Here is a 14,595-nt window from a genome sequence, read left to right on the forward strand (position 1 = left end):
AAAGGGCTAACAAATTGTTCAAGAGTGATTCGGCACGCGTGGCATTTTTACTATGCGTTGGTTTTAGTGGTTAAGGTGGTATGCGGAAGCTTCGGTATAGCGTGCCTCACACCTTAACAAGGCGTTAGTACGGGTTTTACATCAAAGGTCATAAGTTTTGGTGTTTATCTGTTTTGGCGCTTGTCTTTACACCTTTCAGTTTGTGCCTTTCACGTTCTTTCCGGTGGCACTATATGTGGAGTGTTTGCTTTGATTTCACCGTTTACGGTCTATAACTCTTAGCCTATTTCTTTGGCGCTTCTTCGTTTTCGTTGTACTTCCTGAGTTAATCTTGTCGTTCGTTGGTTGTTACCATCAAAGTGCGAGGATCGAATCCTTTTCTAATTTGAAGCCAGTAAAAGTAGGGGAGTTAAGTGCGTTTTTCTTCTAGCCAACTTTCGTCTTTCAATTGTAATTAAGTTTTGTAGCTGTCCGTCTGACTTCAGTGTTCAAAGCCTTTCATATCATACCACTTTTCAATATCTTGGAGCGCATAAATAGAAGTAGCGCATGTACTAACAAATTGCTTAAGAGTGATTCGTAACGCGTGGCATTTTTACTTTGCGGTGGCTTATGTGATTAAGGCGCTGTGCGGTAGCTTTTGTATTGCGTTACTCACACCTTAGCAAGGCGTTAGCCTTTAAGTTTAATCTGGGAAGTTATGGAAATACTAAGCAAATATGCATCTGAAATTATTGCGTTATGCGCATTGTTTTTAACAGTTTACCAAGCCAGCAGTCAGCGTCGCCAGAATCGTATATCTCTAAAACCTCACCTAGATCTATTCACGGAACGTTTTTTTAATAATGGTGTAGGGCGCATTGAAATTTATCTAATAAATAATGGGTTAGGACCAGCGTTTATTGAAACGTTTGATATAGCACTTGGTGATAAAAACTATAGCGCTAGAGATGCTCTTACGGCATTATTCGGCGATAGGTCAGACGCATTTAACTACACCGAGTTATCTAAAGGCTATGCTATCGCTCATAATCAGAGGATACGTTTACTATCCGTGAGTTTTCCGGCAAAGGACTGGGCTGAAGTCAATGGTCTTGAAGAAAACATCAACTCACTGGAACTAAGCATCAATTATAGGTCTGTTCATGGACAAGCCTTCTCATTAAACGAGTAAAAGGCTAACAAAGCGTTTAAGGCAGATTCGCAACGCGTGGCATTCTCAGTCCAAGTTGAGTTTTGCATTTACGGTGTAATGGTTTAGGTTAGGTGGATGCGTTGCTCACCACTTAACGCGGCGTTAGTTTTTAAGGAAAGTTATGAGTGAAATTCCAGTTAATATGCTTGTGCCTGTGGGGGTTGTTATTGCTGCCCTTATAGCGGGTGCATTCTCGTTTCTTAGTTTAGTTTTAACCAAAGAGCAGCAAATATCTCAATTACGACAGAACTGGATTGATGCACTGCGAGATGATATTTCAAAGTACATTTCAGCTCTGGTCGCAACGGAAGAAATATATTGGGCTATGGAGCAGAAGCATGGAGATTCAGTGGATGTTTTAGCTCGTTCGATGGAGACAAAGGAAGAACATCAAGCACTTGCAATTGCCTATTCAAATATCATGATGCGTCTAAACCCTGATGATAAAAGCAAACACCAAAAAGATTTGCGTAATTGCCTCGTGCAATCAAAAAACCTTGCGAGTAAAGGTAAGTGGGAAGAGTCAGTAGAAATGGTTGATAGCATTCGTGACTTTGCCCAACTGACGTTAAAAGAGGAATGGGAGAGAGTTAAGGTTGGTGAGCCTTCATTTGTTAACTCAAAAAGAGTGGGCGTAATTGGTGTAATTATCGCATTACTAGTTGCATGCCTTGTAATCTATAACGTTTCAGTGCCTTTAGAGCCGCACGTAATTAAAAACTAACAAACTGTTTAAGAGTGATTCGCAACGCGTGGCATTTTCATCATGCGTTGATTTAAGTGATTAAGGTGGTATGCGGCGGCATTGGTATTGCGTTGCTCACACCTTAACAGGGCGTTAGTTGCCAACGAGGAAATCGCAGCTAAAACAGAGTGTTTAGGTCTAATGTTCGTGTGCTTTGCCCGATTCTGCACTTCGAACTTCGGGATCTTGGTTCGCGGAAATTGAGCTTCGATCTTTTCCTAGTTTGGTTTGCCGTTTCAGAAGCCGATTTACTTGTTGAAAGTCAGCTTTGTGGCACTGTTTCTCCAAAAGGTCTTTTTGGTGTTGTCAGTTCGTTTTCTACGGCGTTGCGTGTTCCAAGTGGTTTCAGTGACAGGCGCTTTGAAACTGCGCCTGATTTGAGTTTTTCAAGGCACATAAAACTAGTGTTGGCAAAACGGCAATCGACTTCAAATCAGCGCTTTAGGTTTGGCAACTAACAAAGCATTCAAGAGGGATTCACAACGCTTGGCAGTTTTGGTTTGAATTGGCTTTAGTGTTTACGGCACAATGGTTTAGTTTGGGTGGAATGCGTTGTTCACCCCTTAATGCGGCGTTAGTTTGCAAGAGGAAAAACTCAGCTATATCACAAGATCTAGTGGTAAAAGATCAAAGTTTAAATTGTCATATCGGCGTTCAACTTCAGTGTTAACTAGCGTGGTGAAAATCCAAAATTGGCATCGTTTCAATGGTTGATTTGTTCTTTGGTGCGGCGACTTATGGGTTAACCAAGTTGTACTTTTTTGCTGAAAACCTGCTCGTTGAGTTTGTTGGTACAAAAGCCGATTTACCCGCTGAAATGACGTTTTCTCTGGTGTGGAAAATTCTCTTGGTTTCAGTAACTTTGTTGAAAGTCCCGCATTGTGAGATTGGTTTTCCAAAAGCGCTTTTGGGTGTTGTAAGTTCGTTTTCTGCGGTGTTGTTTGTTCCAAGTGGTTCCATTGAGTAGCCGCTTTGAGACTACGCCTGGCTTAAGTGCATCAAAACACTTAAAGCTTATTGTTTGCAAAGTTTAAAATAACGTAAAATCAAAGCTTTGGGTTTGCAAACTAACAAACTGCTCAAGAGGGATTCGCAACGCGTGGCATTTTTACTATGCGTTGGTTTAAGTGATTAAGGTGGTATGCGGCGGCTTTTGTATTGCGTTGCTCACCCCTTAGCAGGGCGTTATGCGCTCGCAGAAATGGAGATAATCAATCATGGAAGATTTAGCTAATTCGTTAAGAAGTTCTGGCCTAAAAGTCAAAATTAAAAAAGGAAAAATTGCAGTTCGGCTTGACGGGCTTTCAAATCCGGTTTCGATAATAAAAGATATACCTGCTGATGAGTATAAAGTGAAAACTAATGATTCGATTCTATCGATAATTGCCTGTCTTTTGCTATTTATTGGTCTGTCAGGTATTTATGAGTTTAGTGGTAATGCTTTGATAAATATTGCACTTATCTCCGTTTCTATATTGTCTTTTGTTACAGTGTTACTTACAGAGTTTAAGCTGACTAAATTACGCGCTACTGTAGTTGCGTTCAATCGTGGAGAACGCGCATAACAAATTGTTCAAGAGTGATTCGGCACGCGTGGCATTTTTACTATGCGTTGGTTTTAGTGGTTAATGTGGTATGCGGAGACTTAGGTATTGCGTGCCTCACACCTTAACAAGGCGTTATATGCTTCAAGGAAAATAATGAAAAAAGTTGCACTTTCAATAGCTTGCTTAATGGCGTCCAGTCAGACTAATGCCGACGTTAGGCTAGACTTTCCTTTCCAGAAAAAGTTTGAAGTGTATGAGATTAGCGGCAATAGTGTTGAAGAAATTGAACACTCTTTTAACTCTAGACCTGACTTTCTAGTAAATGAGGGCTTTGACGGGCACACCGCGTGGAAATATGACTTCCATACGAATGATGATTCTTGCGAAATTCATAAATTTGAGCTTGAAGTTACCTATACGCTTCCGAAGTTCGAAATGTCTAGGACTTCAGCTGAATCAGCTGAGGAGTTTCGCCCATATCTTGAGAAGCTCTATCGACATGAGCAGATTCATTGTGCGCTTGCAGTTAAGTCGATGCACGAAATGTATTTAGCCTTCAAACGTGGACAGCGTGGAGGGTGTAGTAGCGCAAATGAAAGAGTCATTGAGCTTGAAGGTGATTTGGTGGAAAGTAATGCTCTGTTTGACGTTTATACATCACATGGAGAAATTGAATTAGCAGAGTCTCCTTTTGGTGAGGGGCCTTACTTGAAAATATGCGAAATACCTTTCGCGCCACAGTCACCACGCATATAACAATCAATTTAAGAGTGATTCACAACGCTCGGCGCTCTCACTTCAATCTAGTTTAGTGTTTATGGCGCAATGCTTTAGGTAGGGGTGGTAGCGTTGTTCACACCTTAATTGGGCGTTAGTTTGCAAGAGGAAAAACGCAGCTATATCGCAAGAACTAGTGGTAAAAGCTCAAAGTTTAAGTTGTCGTATTGGCTTTCAATTTCAGTGTTAACTGGCGTGGTGAAAATCCAAAATTGGTATCGTTTCAGCGGTTGATTTGTTCTTTGGTGTGGCGACTTTTGGGTTAACTACGTTGAACTTTTTTGCTGGAACTCTGCTCGTTGAGTTTGTTGGTACAAAAGTCGATTTACTCGCTGAAATGACGTTTTCTTTGGTGTGGTAAGTTCACGTGGTTTCAGTGACTTTGTTGAAAGTCCACATTGTGAGATTGGTTTTCCAAAAGTGCTTTTTGGTGTTGTGAGTTCGTTTTCTGCGGCGTTGTTTGTTCCACGTGGTTTCATTGAGTAGCCGCTTTGAGACTACGCCTGACTTAAGTGCGTCAAAGCACATAAAGTTTGTTGTTCGCAAAGTTTAAAATAACGTAAAATCAAGCCTTTGGGTCTGCAAACTAACAAACTGCTCAAGAGGGATTCGCAACGCGTGGCATTTTCACTATGCGTTGAATTTAGTGATTAAGGTGGTTTTCGGCAACATCGGTATTGCGTTGCTCACCCCTTAGCAGGGCGTTATGTGGCAGGGAGGATTTATGACCCCAGTAGCAGTTCTTGTTTATGTCCCTGATGTGGAAGTAGGGCTTCAGTGGTATCAGCAAGCGTTCCCAGAAGCTGTTCCAATGCATCTTCCAGACTTCGATTTCACAGTACTCGATGTAGACGGGTTTTCTATCGAAATAGTTCAATCTGATGACAAAGTCTCTGAAGGTAAAAAGGGAACTGTACTCTATTGGTCTGTGCGTGACTTATCTGTTGAATTATCTCGTTTCGAAGCTCTTGGGGCATCTTTATATCGTGGTCCTATGGAGATCGAAAATGGACTCTCTATGTGCCAACTCGAAGATCCTTTTGGAAACTTAATCGGTCTGCGTGGGGCAACCACATAACAAAGCGTTTAAGACAGATTCGCAACGCTCGGCATTTTTGGTTTGCTTTGATTTTAGTGTTTACGGCACAATAGTTTAGGTTCGGTGGTTAGCGTTGCTCACTACTTAACGCGGCGTTAGCAGTCAAGGATGAATATGAAACAAAACTATCAAGTTCATGAAGACATGTATGTTGAAGCTCGCCAAGCTGGCTGGAAAGGTTGGGGTGGCAACGAGCGAATGTCTAAAGCAGTTTTAGTGGAGCGTTTTCTCGAGCTATTTAAACGACCTGTGCAAGGTAAACTGCTCGAATTAGGTTGCGGTGAAGGACATCATTGCAGAGCCTTCCAGAAGTTGGGCTTTGAGGTGACAGGTATAGATATTTCACCAACCGCAATCGAATGGGCAAAGGAAAAAGCCAGAGCAACAGGAGTCGAGGGTAATTATTATTTAGCGGACCTAACGGTAGCGTCTCTTGAACTTCCAGAACGTTATGATGTTGTTATTGACGGTAATTGCTTGCATTGCATTATCGGTGCAGATCGAGTCATATTCTTGAGTCATGTTTATCGTTCACTTTCTGAAAACGGGGTGTTTTTTGTCAGTAGCTTGTGCTCTAAAAATGAAATGAGCTATGAAACTTATAGAGATGGCAGTCCATATCGTCATGTTACCTCTGAAAATGATCTAGTTGTTGAACTAGAGAAAGCAGGGTTCCAAGTGCTTCATGTCAGTGTTTATGAGCGTGAAAGTTCAAACCACATAACGGTGTATGCGATAAAAGCATAATTTTGAGCAGAAAAAACTGCTAACAAATTGTTCAAGAGTGATTCGGCACGCGTGGCATTTTTACTATGCGTTGGTTTTAGTGGTTAAGGTAGTATGCAGCGGCTTTTGTATTGCGTGCCTCACACCTTAACAAGGCGTTATAGCGCATAAACAAACAGATACAATGTGTCTGAAAAACAATATGAGAAAATAAAAATGAAAAAAATTATAGTGTTGTCTTTAGCTTCTCTTACACTAGTTGGTTGTGGGTCTCCCAGATATATGGGCACCCCTGTTCCTGAGACTAATATTAAGTCGGAAATAGTTGTTGTTAAAGATAATGAAACTCGCTCTGGGTTCCAAAATACAATTGAGTCTTGGCTACAAGAACATAACTATTCTTATGTTGTCGTACCTGATAATTCTAAGCACGACCTGAACAAATTGACTCTTGAATATGAAGGTCACTGGGGGTGGGATCTGGCGTTATATTTGAAAAACGCGGAGATAACAGCTTATCAAGGCGGGCAAAGAGTTGGGGAAGTGAAATTTAAAGTTCCTTATACCGCTAATCCTAATAAATTTGGTGATGCAAGTAAGAGAATTGGTTTTATGATGGACACGCTTTTTGGCCAAATGACACCAGAACAAGCAACTCAAGCAGCAAACGCGTCTTCATCAACTACGCCAAACTAGCGCTATAACAAACTGTTTAAGAGTGATTCGCAACGCGTGGCATTTTTACTATGCGTTGCGTTTAGTGATTAAGGTTGTATGCGGCGACTTCGGTATTGCGTTGCTCACACCTTAACAGGGCGTTAGTTGCCAACGAGAAAAACGCAGCAAAAACAAAATATTTAGGGCTAAGGTCTGTGTGTTTTTGGCTCGGTTTTCGTATTTCAATTTCTAGTTATTTGGGTTTGTAAAATCGTGCGTTGGTTTCTTTTGTGGTTGGATTTTCTGTTTCAGAAACCGAACCACCGGTTGAGAGTCAGCTTTGTGGTATTGTCTTTTTAAATGAGCTTTTTGGTGTTGTTAGTCCTTTTTCTACGGCGTTGCGTGTTCCAAGTGGTTTCAGTGATAAACGCTTTGAAACTGCGCCTGATTCAAGCTTTTCAAAGCACATAAAACTAGTGTTGGCAAAACGGCAATCGACATCAAATCAAATCAAAGCTTTAGGTTTGGCAACTAACAAAGCATTCAAGAGGGATTCACAACGCTTGGCAGTTTTGGTTTGAATTAACTTTAGTGTGTACGGCACAATGCTTTAGGCAGGGTGGTTTGCGTTGTTCACCCCTTAATGCGGCGTTAGGCTCTAATAAATTAGGAACTAAAACTAATGATTTATATTAATGAACCAGTCTTAACTTCTGCATGGGTTTATATCGCTATTGATGTGACTAATTTAAATCGATGTAAGGTTGGAATTACTACCAGAGAAAATCCAATGCTAAGGATACGTGATGGGTATACTTCTAATCCATTCTATATATTATTTAACTGCTATGAGTTAAGTAAATTAAAAATATGCCATAAAGAACTACGTATGTTCGAGAGGTATCTGCATAGGAAGCTTAGTGGTTCAAGAATTTCAATCATTGGAACTGGCAATCAATCGGAATGGTTAAGAATCTCCCCCTTTCAAGCTGAGGCTGAAGTTGACTATTACGTATGTAATAATTTTGATTTTAACGGCCAACGTAGCTTTGATGAAAATGGTAATATCAAAAAAGAGATACTAGGTATGGTTAAACATGAAATTAGACCAGAGCCATTTTATCTTACTGTTAATTCGAACATTTTTTATGAGGACTGCAAGGAGTATATTGATTTTCTGATGGATTATCACAAATACCCTAAAGAGCCCCTCCCCAGTTTCTAGCCTAACAAACTGTTTAAGAGCGATTCGCAACGCGTGGCATTTTTACTATGCGCTGATTTTAGTGTTTAAGGTGGTATGCGGAAACTTCGGTATTGCGTTGCTCACACCTTAACAGGGCGTTAAGCGACAAGGGTGAAATATGATAGAAGTCGATGTTGAAAGAGTAAAGCCAGTCGTAAGTAAGACAGTGACAGACACTGCTGAAAAAATGGAGTCAATTCATAGCTCATTTTGGGATACAAGGATAGATGTTTGTAAAGCATTACTCACGATTACTAGTGCAGTACTAGTAGGTACTATTTCATTCTCTGGTTCGTTAATAGGTCCGGGTAAAGAAGAAATGGTTTGCTATCAAGCGTTAATTGCCTCTTGGGGCTTTTTCGTATTATCGATTATTGCGGCTGTATTAAGTCTCTGGTGTTCTTACCACCTTAACTCCTATAAGGTTCTTTTCTTCAATAGTAAAGGCATTATCGGGGAAAGGCTTAGGGCTATAGGTCCCCAAGAAAATAAGAAAAAACTAACGGGAGCTCTTGATGAAGCTGTACTTGATTTAACATCGCAAACAATCAACTCTTTGAAAAGCTATGATAAGTGGTCGCACTATTCGACAGCTACGCAATTGTTAATGTTTGTTCTTGGGGTCATTTCTTTTCTAGTTTTTGGCGTTGTACAAGTCGCTTAACAAACTGTTCAAGAGGGATTCGCAACGCGTGGCATTTTTACTATGCGTTGGTTTTAGTGTTTAAGGTGGTATGCGGCGGCATTGGTATTGCGTTGCTCACCCCTTAACAGGGCGTTATGCGATATGAGGAAGTTGATAGTATGGAAAGCAATGTAGTTAAAGAAATAATTGAAGTAGAGGAGAAGTTAAAAACTTCAATGCTCAATTCAGATACGATTGCCTTGCAAGACTTATTGTCTGATGACTTGGTATTTGTTAATCACCTTGGTCATCGAACTTCCAAACAAGACGATATAGCACTGCATGGCTCAGGCTTACTAGTTATTAAGTCGATTCAATTCCATGATCTTCACGTAGTACCTCAGAAGGATGTCGTTTTGGTTTACGTAAACGCGGAAATCAAAGGCAGTTATAATGGGGCTGTAGAAAACGGTGAGTTTGCATTTTCTCGTGTTTGGACAAAGCAAAAGGGTAACTGGCAGGTTATCTCTGCGCACTCTACAGTTATCGCATAACAAACTGTTCAAGAGGGATTCGCAACGCGTGGCATTTTCACTATGCGTTGTTTTTAGTGTTTAAGGTGTTATGCGGAGGCATCGGTATTGCGTTGCTCACCCCTTAACAGGGCGTTATACGTTTTCGGGAGTATAGAGGAATATATGGATTTTAAGTCGGAAAGTTTCTATAAAAACATTACTTTAAATGATGTGCAGCTTGCTGCAATTTACTATCCAATACTGATTGATCTCGCTCGACATAAGCACTGTTTGACTTATGGTGAGCTTGTAAAACGTGCACAAGAAGAACACCCTGACAGAGATTATGTCCAAAAGGCAATAGCAGTGTCTACAGGGCGCAAGCTAGATGTAGTGCGTTTGTTTACAGACGAGCGTGAATTGCCCGATGTAACATCTCTTATTATCAACAAGGGCAAGGGAGAGTGTGGTTCTGGTTTTACGGAACACTTCGATCCTAAAGCCGCTAGGGAGGTTGTCTTCGCTCATGATTGGTCATTTGTGGTCAATGATTTTGATTTATACATTGAACAGGCTGAAAAAGCTGTGAAGCCAAAGCCTAAGCTCACTCGAAACGATGCTAAAAGTCTCACCATTGCATACTACAAAGATAATAGAGCAAACTTACCTAAGTCAGTGGCAAGCAAAAGGGATGAAATAATAGCACTGATACTTGATGATTACTCTGTTGAAGAAGCGTTTAAATTAGTCGCAGAAACAAACGTATAACAAAGCATTTAAGAGTGATTCGCAACGCTTGGCGCTTTCGCTTCGCTCAAGTATAGCCAAGCGCCGCTCACACCTTAATGCGGCGTTATATCCTTGGAGCAAATAATGCAGAAACAAAGAGTTAGTGCTCTAATGGTTAATCATAAGAACGCAGAGATTCTCCTCATTAAACGCTTTAAAGAGGGACGAAATTACTGGGTTTTTCCTGGTGGTGGTGTTGAGCCAGAAGAACTACTTGAGCAAGCAATCGTACGAGAGGTTTTTGAAGAAACCAGTCTGCGAATCGACAACTATCAAGAAATTTTTTCAGTCGTTAACCGTGGACGAACGGAGCATTTCTATCTCGTAAATGTTCAGTTTTTTGAGCCTAAATTGTCATTGCATAGCCCAGAGCGTCAAGCTCAAAGCCGCAGTAACCGATATGAGCTTACTTGGGTAAAGCTTAATGATCTAAGTAAGTTAAATCTTGTGCCTGTTGAAGCTAAGGAAATAGTAAGTTCACTGGCATCTCAAGCTCGGATATAACAAACAATTTAAGAGTGATTCAGCACGCTTGGCATTTTTCGTTTGGGTTAAGTTTAGTGTTTACGGTGGTCAAATTAAGTGTCGTGGTCGCGTGCTTCACACCTTAATTGGGCGTTATGTTAATTGAGGAGAATAGTGCCAGTGAACAAATGTAAAGAGTGCAAAAGTGACATTAATGAAGAGGCAACCAAATGTGCTCAATGTGGCTCTTTTCAAAACTGGAGGCGCTACTTTAATTCTATTGCGATTGTTGCTGGTTTTATTTTAACTTGGCTCTCTATTTGGACTGCTCCCCCGATTAAAGAATTAAGAATGGATCGAAATGCAGAAATAAAGATTTCCATACTGGACGGTGACTTCACGCAGCTGACATTCATGCTCTCGAATATAGGAAATAGCCCAGCCGCACTCTCTCAAATAATGATATCCTCTAAGTTAGAGTCCGGCATTAAGCCAACATGGTACTTATATAGTGAATTAGATAAGAAACTGTTACTTCCAAATCAAGCACATGTAGTTAAAGCATCAAATAGCTCAGTTATTCCTTCAGCAGTGCCTCATGAGTTTGTAGTTGCATACAATGAGCGATATGGTAAAGCCCAAGCTAATTGCCACTTAGTCTTGGAGTACATTCAATTAGACGGTAGCAAAAGATTCGAGTCATTACCTTTTGTTTGTCATCCTGTAGATCCATCAAATGAAAGTGGCCTATTTGAGAAAAATTAACATAACAAACTGTTCAAGAGGGATTCGCAACGCGTGGCATTTTTACTATGCGTTGAATTTAGTGGTTAAGGTGGTATGCGGCGGCTTCGGTATTGCGTTGCTCACCCCTTAACAGGGCGTTATGCATCATGCTGCGAAATATTCATCTTGATGCATTTGTCTGTGTATTGTAACATTCTGTTTTTATTGCAATATCTGGTTAAAAAATGACAAAATTTACAGAATACAAAGTGGTTCATATTGTTGAAGGCGGCTGTGGGACAATCTTGCTAGGGGCAAGCGGTCTACCTGTGCAAAAAATGGAAGCTGAACTAAATAAGTATGCGCAAGATGGATGGCAAGTAGTGTTTCAAGTAGTTGAGCAAAAGCGTTTCATGCTATTTTGGAAGCGCGAGGCTGTTATTATCACCCTTGGCCGCTAAGTTTGCTTAAATACATTTCTTTGAAATTGATCCACCGCTATCAAGTTAGCGGTGGATCCAAGCAGTTGCTGAACATTGAATGTAACTTTGAACCGACGTGCTCTGAGTACACCAAACAGTGCATTTCGAAATATGGGGCAGTGAAAGGCTGGAAGCTTGGTTTATCTAGAATCAAACGATGTAGTCAACCCGACCTAGTTGAAAAAATATATGATGAGGTGCCTTAATGAGGTTATTCGAACCATTAGAACAACTGGAGAAAAATGAAGAGCTACTAAGAAAGCAGGTAAACTCATTACCCGAAACTCAAAAGAAAGAATTTTACAAACTTCAATCTAAAAAGCTCAAAGATCCAGACACCTATGCAACATTAAACTGGTTTTTCCTTGGTGGTTTTCATCACTGTTACTTAGGTAAATATGCTCTATTTGCCATTGAGTTAATATTGTTAATAGTCAGTATAAGTGGTTTTTTCTTAGGGCATTCAAGCTCACTTTTCATTCTCCTTCTGTTGGTGATATACGAGTTACCACAATTGTTCTTTTCGCAGAAAATAGCAAGGCAGTACAACTATAGCTTGTCTTGTAAGATTTTTAATGAAGTCCGGAGAGGCTAGGTGAAAGCCTGCTGCATAACAAAGCATTTAAGAGTGATTCCCAACGTTTGGCACTTTCAGTTCAAGGTTGGGTTTCGTGTTTACGGTGGTATGGTTAGGTTTCGTGGCGGCGTTGCTCACACCTTAATGCGGCGTTAGTACGGGTTTGACATCAAAGGTCGTTAGTTTTGGTGTTTATCTGTTTTGGTGCTCGTCTTTACACCTTTCACGTTCTTTCCGGTGGCACTATATGCGGAGTGTTTGCTTTGATTTCACCGTTTACGGCTTCTAACTCTTAGCCTATTTCTTTGGCGCTTCTTCATTTTCGTGGTGACTTTTGAGAGAACCTTGATTACTTTTGGTGTGGCTGTTGGAGTACGAGGAAAGAATCCTTTTCTAATTTTAAGCTAGTGAAAGTAGGGCAGTTCAGTGCGTTTTTCTTCTAGCCAACTTTCGTCTTCCAATCGGGGTAAAGTTTTGTAGCTGCCCGTCTCACTTCAGTGTTCAAAGCCTTTCATATCATGCCACTTTTCAATATCTTGGTGCGCATAAATAGAAGTAGCGCATGTACTAACAAATTGCTTAAGAGTGATTCGTAACGCGTGGCATCTTTACTTTGCGGTGGCTTATGGTGATTAAGGCGCTGTGCGGTAGCTTTTGTATTGCGTTACTCACACCTTAGCAAGGCGTTATGTTGTTAATCGGAAATCAATAAGAAATGGAAAATGGCTTTCTCAAGGGATGAAAAAACAGACTGCGAATTGGCGATTACAACGTTGATCAAAGGACGTGATGGTCGAGCAGAGAGTAGTGGAGTTAGTCTTGGTTATCGCATCCACAATCAGAGTATTGAAATCTTTGAATGTCATCCGAGCGAATCGCATGAGGAGGGGTACTTTGAATTTATCGTTGCAAAAATAACTTTTGTTAAGACCAAGCAACAATGGAATATTTACCGGCTAACAGGAAATTTAAAATGGTCTAGCTATAAACGCTGCCCAACAACGTCTACTTTAAATGGTGCACTCATGGTCATTGAGCAGGATGAAGACCGTTTATTTTGGGGAGTTGCGTGTTAGGTTAGTAGGTTAGTCCCACAACATAACAAAGCGTTTAAGGCAGATTCGCAACGCGTGGCATTTTTGGTTTTAGTCGGCTTTAGTGTTTACGGTGTAATGTTTTAAGTTGGGTGGCTGCGTTGCTCACTACTTAACGCGGCGTTATATGCACAGGAGAGTTCAGTGAAATCAAGGATTCAGAATAGAGAAATCAAAGTGTGTCCTGTAGTTCTTAGGAATTCAGGTGATGCTCGTGAATTACTCCTGTTTGAACATCCTCTAGCTGATGTGCAGTTGGTCAAAGGGACATTTGAGTTAACAGATAACTCATATGAAAGTGCCGCTTTAAGGGAACTCAAAGAGGAATCTGGTATTTCAAAAGTTTCAACTGCCAAGTATCTAGGTAGTTGGGAAAGCGGTTTCCAAAATCAACAATGGCACTTTGTACTCTGTGAAATCACGGAAAAGCTACCGAATCACTGGCGTTTTTACACGCAAGATGATGGTGGGCATGATTTCAACTTTTTCTGGTATAAGTTGGGTGAAAAAGCTGACTTTAAGTGTCATAAAGTGTTCTCTGATGCCATTAAGCAAATAGAAATTATGTGCATACAACAAACAATTTAAGAGGGATTCAGCACGCGTGGCATTTTTACTATGCGTTAGTTTTAGTGTTTAAGGAGGTATGCAGTAGCTTCGGTATTGCGTGCTTCACCCCTTAATTGGGCGTTATAACTCAAGAGGAAATTGTGAAACTGAAGAATATCAAAGGTGTGGCTAAGAACTTCACCTTATCATTTTTTAGTAGCGAAAATTACATCGATGGTGGGTTTGTCCGTGATGATATCTTCAAACTAGCTAATCTTAAAGCGGGTGATTTAGTGCGAATTAGTTGGATTCCAACTAAAGATGAAGAGCTGTTTAAGCTAACGCCTAGAGTACGTAAGACGGTTCTCGCTTATCGCAAGTGGCTACCTAAGTTGTGCGAATCTCACAGTTTACCTATCGAATGCTTCGAAGAATTTTATATATCGGCTTATCGTGCTGATAACCATCAGGTGTACGTCGAAGCGGTAGTTGTGGATCTAAATGGAAAAATCTATCAGCTGCCAATTTGGGTTTGAGTTATAACAAACTGTTCAAGAGTGATTCGCAACGCGTGGCATTTTTACTATGCGTTGGTTTTAGTGATTAAGGTGGTATGCGGCGGCTTAGGTATTGCGTTGCTCACACCTTAACAGGGCGTTAGCCCTCAAGGAGAAAATATAAAATTGTTTGAAAATCATTTAAAAAGGACAAAGTTTTTGCTGTTTTTACAGGGTATATCTGTTGCAGTTACTCTGTTTCTACTATTTACTTTGCTTGCCCA

Annotated in this window: 21 protein-coding genes and 2 pseudogenes; all 23 read left to right on the top strand. The window is 40.6% G+C overall.

The annotated features are described in order from the left end of the window. Positions 1-700: 700 nt before the first annotated feature. The 23 genes and pseudogenes from L3V27_RS23040 to L3V27_RS23200 all read left to right on the top strand — a co-directional run bounded on the left by L3V27_RS23040 (position 701) and on the right by L3V27_RS23200 (position 14,350). On the top strand, positions 701-1,174 hold the full coding sequence (locus L3V27_RS23040; protein WP_203535875.1) for a hypothetical protein: 474 nt from the start codon (positions 701-703) through the stop codon (positions 1,172-1,174). Between the two features lie 142 nt (positions 1,175-1,316). Continuing rightward, the gene (locus L3V27_RS23045) at positions 1,317-1,919 is read left to right on the top strand and encodes a hypothetical protein (protein ID WP_237312830.1); all 603 of its coding nucleotides are present in this window, start codon (positions 1,317-1,319) and stop codon (positions 1,917-1,919) included. Positions 1,920-2,646: 727 nt separating this feature from the next. After that, positions 2,647-2,907 carry a hypothetical protein gene (locus L3V27_RS23055; RefSeq protein ID WP_237312832.1) on the top strand — a complete coding sequence of 87 codons (261 nt, stop codon included), beginning with the start codon at positions 2,647-2,649 and terminating at the stop codon, positions 2,905-2,907. A 250-nt stretch (positions 2,908-3,157) separates the two neighbouring features. Then, complete coding sequence (locus L3V27_RS23060) at positions 3,158-3,505, top strand: hypothetical protein (RefSeq protein ID WP_031780756.1); 348 nt, start codon at positions 3,158-3,160, stop codon at positions 3,503-3,505. 135 nt (positions 3,506-3,640) lie between these two features. Then, entirely contained in the window at positions 3,641-4,243 is a 603-nt protein-coding gene (locus tag L3V27_RS23070) for a DUF922 domain-containing protein (protein WP_237312833.1), read from the top strand. A gap of 745 nt (positions 4,244-4,988) precedes the next feature. Further along, positions 4,989-5,342, top strand: a complete 354-nt coding sequence (locus L3V27_RS23080) for a VOC family protein (RefSeq protein ID WP_140126728.1) — start codon at positions 4,989-4,991, stop codon at positions 5,340-5,342. A gap of 129 nt (positions 5,343-5,471) precedes the next feature. Continuing rightward, positions 5,472-6,110, top strand: a complete 639-nt coding sequence (locus L3V27_RS23085) for a class I SAM-dependent methyltransferase (protein ID WP_031778307.1) — start codon at positions 5,472-5,474, stop codon at positions 6,108-6,110. Positions 6,111-6,275: 165 nt separating this feature from the next. Further along, positions 6,276-6,785 (top strand): Sbal_3080 family lipoprotein, encoded by a 510-nt coding sequence (locus tag L3V27_RS23095; RefSeq protein ID WP_228071953.1) that lies wholly within the window; start codon positions 6,276-6,278, stop codon positions 6,783-6,785. Positions 6,786-7,036: 251 nt separating this feature from the next. Beyond that, positions 7,037-7,327: a hypothetical protein gene (locus tag L3V27_RS23105; RefSeq protein WP_237312850.1), complete on the top strand. Its 291-nt coding sequence runs from the start codon at positions 7,037-7,039 to the stop codon at positions 7,325-7,327. Between the two features lie 101 nt (positions 7,328-7,428). Next, entirely contained in the window at positions 7,429-7,971 is a 543-nt protein-coding gene (locus tag L3V27_RS23110; RefSeq protein ID WP_237312834.1) for a GIY-YIG nuclease family protein, read from the top strand. 139 nt (positions 7,972-8,110) lie between these two features. Then, complete coding sequence (locus L3V27_RS23120; protein ID WP_029853520.1) at positions 8,111-8,656, top strand: hypothetical protein; 546 nt, start codon at positions 8,111-8,113, stop codon at positions 8,654-8,656. Then, positions 8,634-8,763: pseudogene (locus tag L3V27_RS23125) on the top strand (DUF3265 domain-containing protein). Before L3V27_RS23120 ends, L3V27_RS23125 begins: the two are co-directional and overlap by 23 nt. A 33-nt stretch (positions 8,764-8,796) precedes the next feature. After that, positions 8,797-9,171 (top strand): nuclear transport factor 2 family protein, encoded by a 375-nt coding sequence (locus L3V27_RS23130; RefSeq protein ID WP_237312835.1) that lies wholly within the window; start codon positions 8,797-8,799, stop codon positions 9,169-9,171. 144 nt (positions 9,172-9,315) lie between these two features. Beyond that, on the top strand, positions 9,316-9,900 hold the full coding sequence (locus L3V27_RS23140) for a hypothetical protein (protein ID WP_237312836.1): 585 nt from the start codon (positions 9,316-9,318) through the stop codon (positions 9,898-9,900). Positions 9,901-10,005: 105 nt separating this feature from the next. After that, positions 10,006-10,425: an NUDIX domain-containing protein gene (locus L3V27_RS23145; protein ID WP_237312837.1), complete on the top strand. Its 420-nt coding sequence runs from the start codon at positions 10,006-10,008 to the stop codon at positions 10,423-10,425. 135 nt (positions 10,426-10,560) lie between these two features. Further along, positions 10,561-11,151, top strand: coding sequence for a hypothetical protein (locus tag L3V27_RS23155; protein ID WP_237312838.1), 591 nt, complete (start codon positions 10,561-10,563; stop codon positions 11,149-11,151). Between the two features lie 206 nt (positions 11,152-11,357). After that, entirely contained in the window at positions 11,358-11,573 is a 216-nt protein-coding gene (locus L3V27_RS23165) for a DUF4177 domain-containing protein (RefSeq protein WP_005447484.1), read from the top strand. Between the two features lie 20 nt (positions 11,574-11,593). After that, positions 11,594-11,800 (top strand): membrane protein insertion efficiency factor YidD, encoded by a 207-nt coding sequence (yidD, locus tag L3V27_RS23170; protein WP_257376290.1) that lies wholly within the window; start codon positions 11,594-11,596, stop codon positions 11,798-11,800. After that, positions 11,800-12,189: a membrane protein gene (locus L3V27_RS23175; protein WP_025441689.1), complete on the top strand. Its 390-nt coding sequence runs from the start codon at positions 11,800-11,802 to the stop codon at positions 12,187-12,189. Before yidD ends, L3V27_RS23175 begins: the two co-directional genes overlap by 1 nt. 704 nt (positions 12,190-12,893) lie before the next feature. After that, entirely contained in the window at positions 12,894-13,247 is a 354-nt protein-coding gene (locus tag L3V27_RS23185) for a DUF3024 domain-containing protein (RefSeq protein WP_237312842.1), read from the top strand. 162 nt (positions 13,248-13,409) lie between these two features. Next, positions 13,410-13,853, top strand: coding sequence for an NUDIX domain-containing protein (locus L3V27_RS23190; RefSeq protein WP_237312844.1), 444 nt, complete (start codon positions 13,410-13,412; stop codon positions 13,851-13,853). Next, positions 13,837-13,948: pseudogene (locus L3V27_RS23195) on the top strand (DUF3265 domain-containing protein); the annotation flags it as partial. The gene L3V27_RS23190 and the pseudogene L3V27_RS23195, both read left to right, overlap by 17 nt. Before the next feature lie 27 nt (positions 13,949-13,975). Next, positions 13,976-14,350, top strand: coding sequence for a hypothetical protein (locus tag L3V27_RS23200; protein ID WP_237312847.1), 375 nt, complete (start codon positions 13,976-13,978; stop codon positions 14,348-14,350). Positions 14,351-14,595: the final 245 nt, after the last annotated feature.

It is taken from the genome of Vibrio sp. J2-3(2022) (genome assembly GCF_021725735.1).
Taxonomy (GTDB): Bacteria; Pseudomonadota; Gammaproteobacteria; order Enterobacterales; family Vibrionaceae; genus Vibrio; species Vibrio diabolicus.

Bases quoted from the DNA above. Each gene is read 5' to 3' on its own strand.
- L3V27_RS23140 (WP_237312836.1), top strand. From the start codon at position 9,316: ATGGATTTTAAGTCGGAAAGTTTCTATAAAAACATTACTTTAAATGAT.
- L3V27_RS23080 (WP_140126728.1), top strand. From the start codon at position 4,989: ATGACCCCAGTAGCAGTTCTTGTTTATGTCCCTGATGTGGAAGTAGGG.
- L3V27_RS23175 (WP_025441689.1), top strand. From the start codon at position 11,800: ATGAGGTTATTCGAACCATTAGAACAACTGGAGAAAAATGAAGAGCTA.
- L3V27_RS23120 (WP_029853520.1), top strand. From the start codon at position 8,111: ATGATAGAAGTCGATGTTGAAAGAGTAAAGCCAGTCGTAAGTAAGACA.
- L3V27_RS23060 (WP_031780756.1), top strand. From the start codon at position 3,158: ATGGAAGATTTAGCTAATTCGTTAAGAAGTTCTGGCCTAAAAGTCAAA.
- L3V27_RS23055 (WP_237312832.1), top strand. From the start codon at position 2,647: ATGGTTGATTTGTTCTTTGGTGCGGCGACTTATGGGTTAACCAAGTTG.
- L3V27_RS23085 (WP_031778307.1), top strand. From the start codon at position 5,472: ATGAATATGAAACAAAACTATCAAGTTCATGAAGACATGTATGTTGAA.
- L3V27_RS23165 (WP_005447484.1), top strand. From the start codon at position 11,358: ATGACAAAATTTACAGAATACAAAGTGGTTCATATTGTTGAAGGCGGC.
- L3V27_RS23145 (WP_237312837.1), top strand. From the start codon at position 10,006: ATGCAGAAACAAAGAGTTAGTGCTCTAATGGTTAATCATAAGAACGCA.
- L3V27_RS23070 (WP_237312833.1), top strand. From the start codon at position 3,641: ATGAAAAAAGTTGCACTTTCAATAGCTTGCTTAATGGCGTCCAGTCAG.
- L3V27_RS23110 (WP_237312834.1), top strand. From the start codon at position 7,429: ATGATTTATATTAATGAACCAGTCTTAACTTCTGCATGGGTTTATATC.
- L3V27_RS23185 (WP_237312842.1), top strand. From the start codon at position 12,894: ATGGCTTTCTCAAGGGATGAAAAAACAGACTGCGAATTGGCGATTACA.
- L3V27_RS23045 (WP_237312830.1), top strand. From the start codon at position 1,317: ATGAGTGAAATTCCAGTTAATATGCTTGTGCCTGTGGGGGTTGTTATT.
- L3V27_RS23040 (WP_203535875.1), top strand. From the start codon at position 701: ATGGAAATACTAAGCAAATATGCATCTGAAATTATTGCGTTATGCGCA.
- L3V27_RS23130 (WP_237312835.1), top strand. From the start codon at position 8,797: ATGGAAAGCAATGTAGTTAAAGAAATAATTGAAGTAGAGGAGAAGTTA.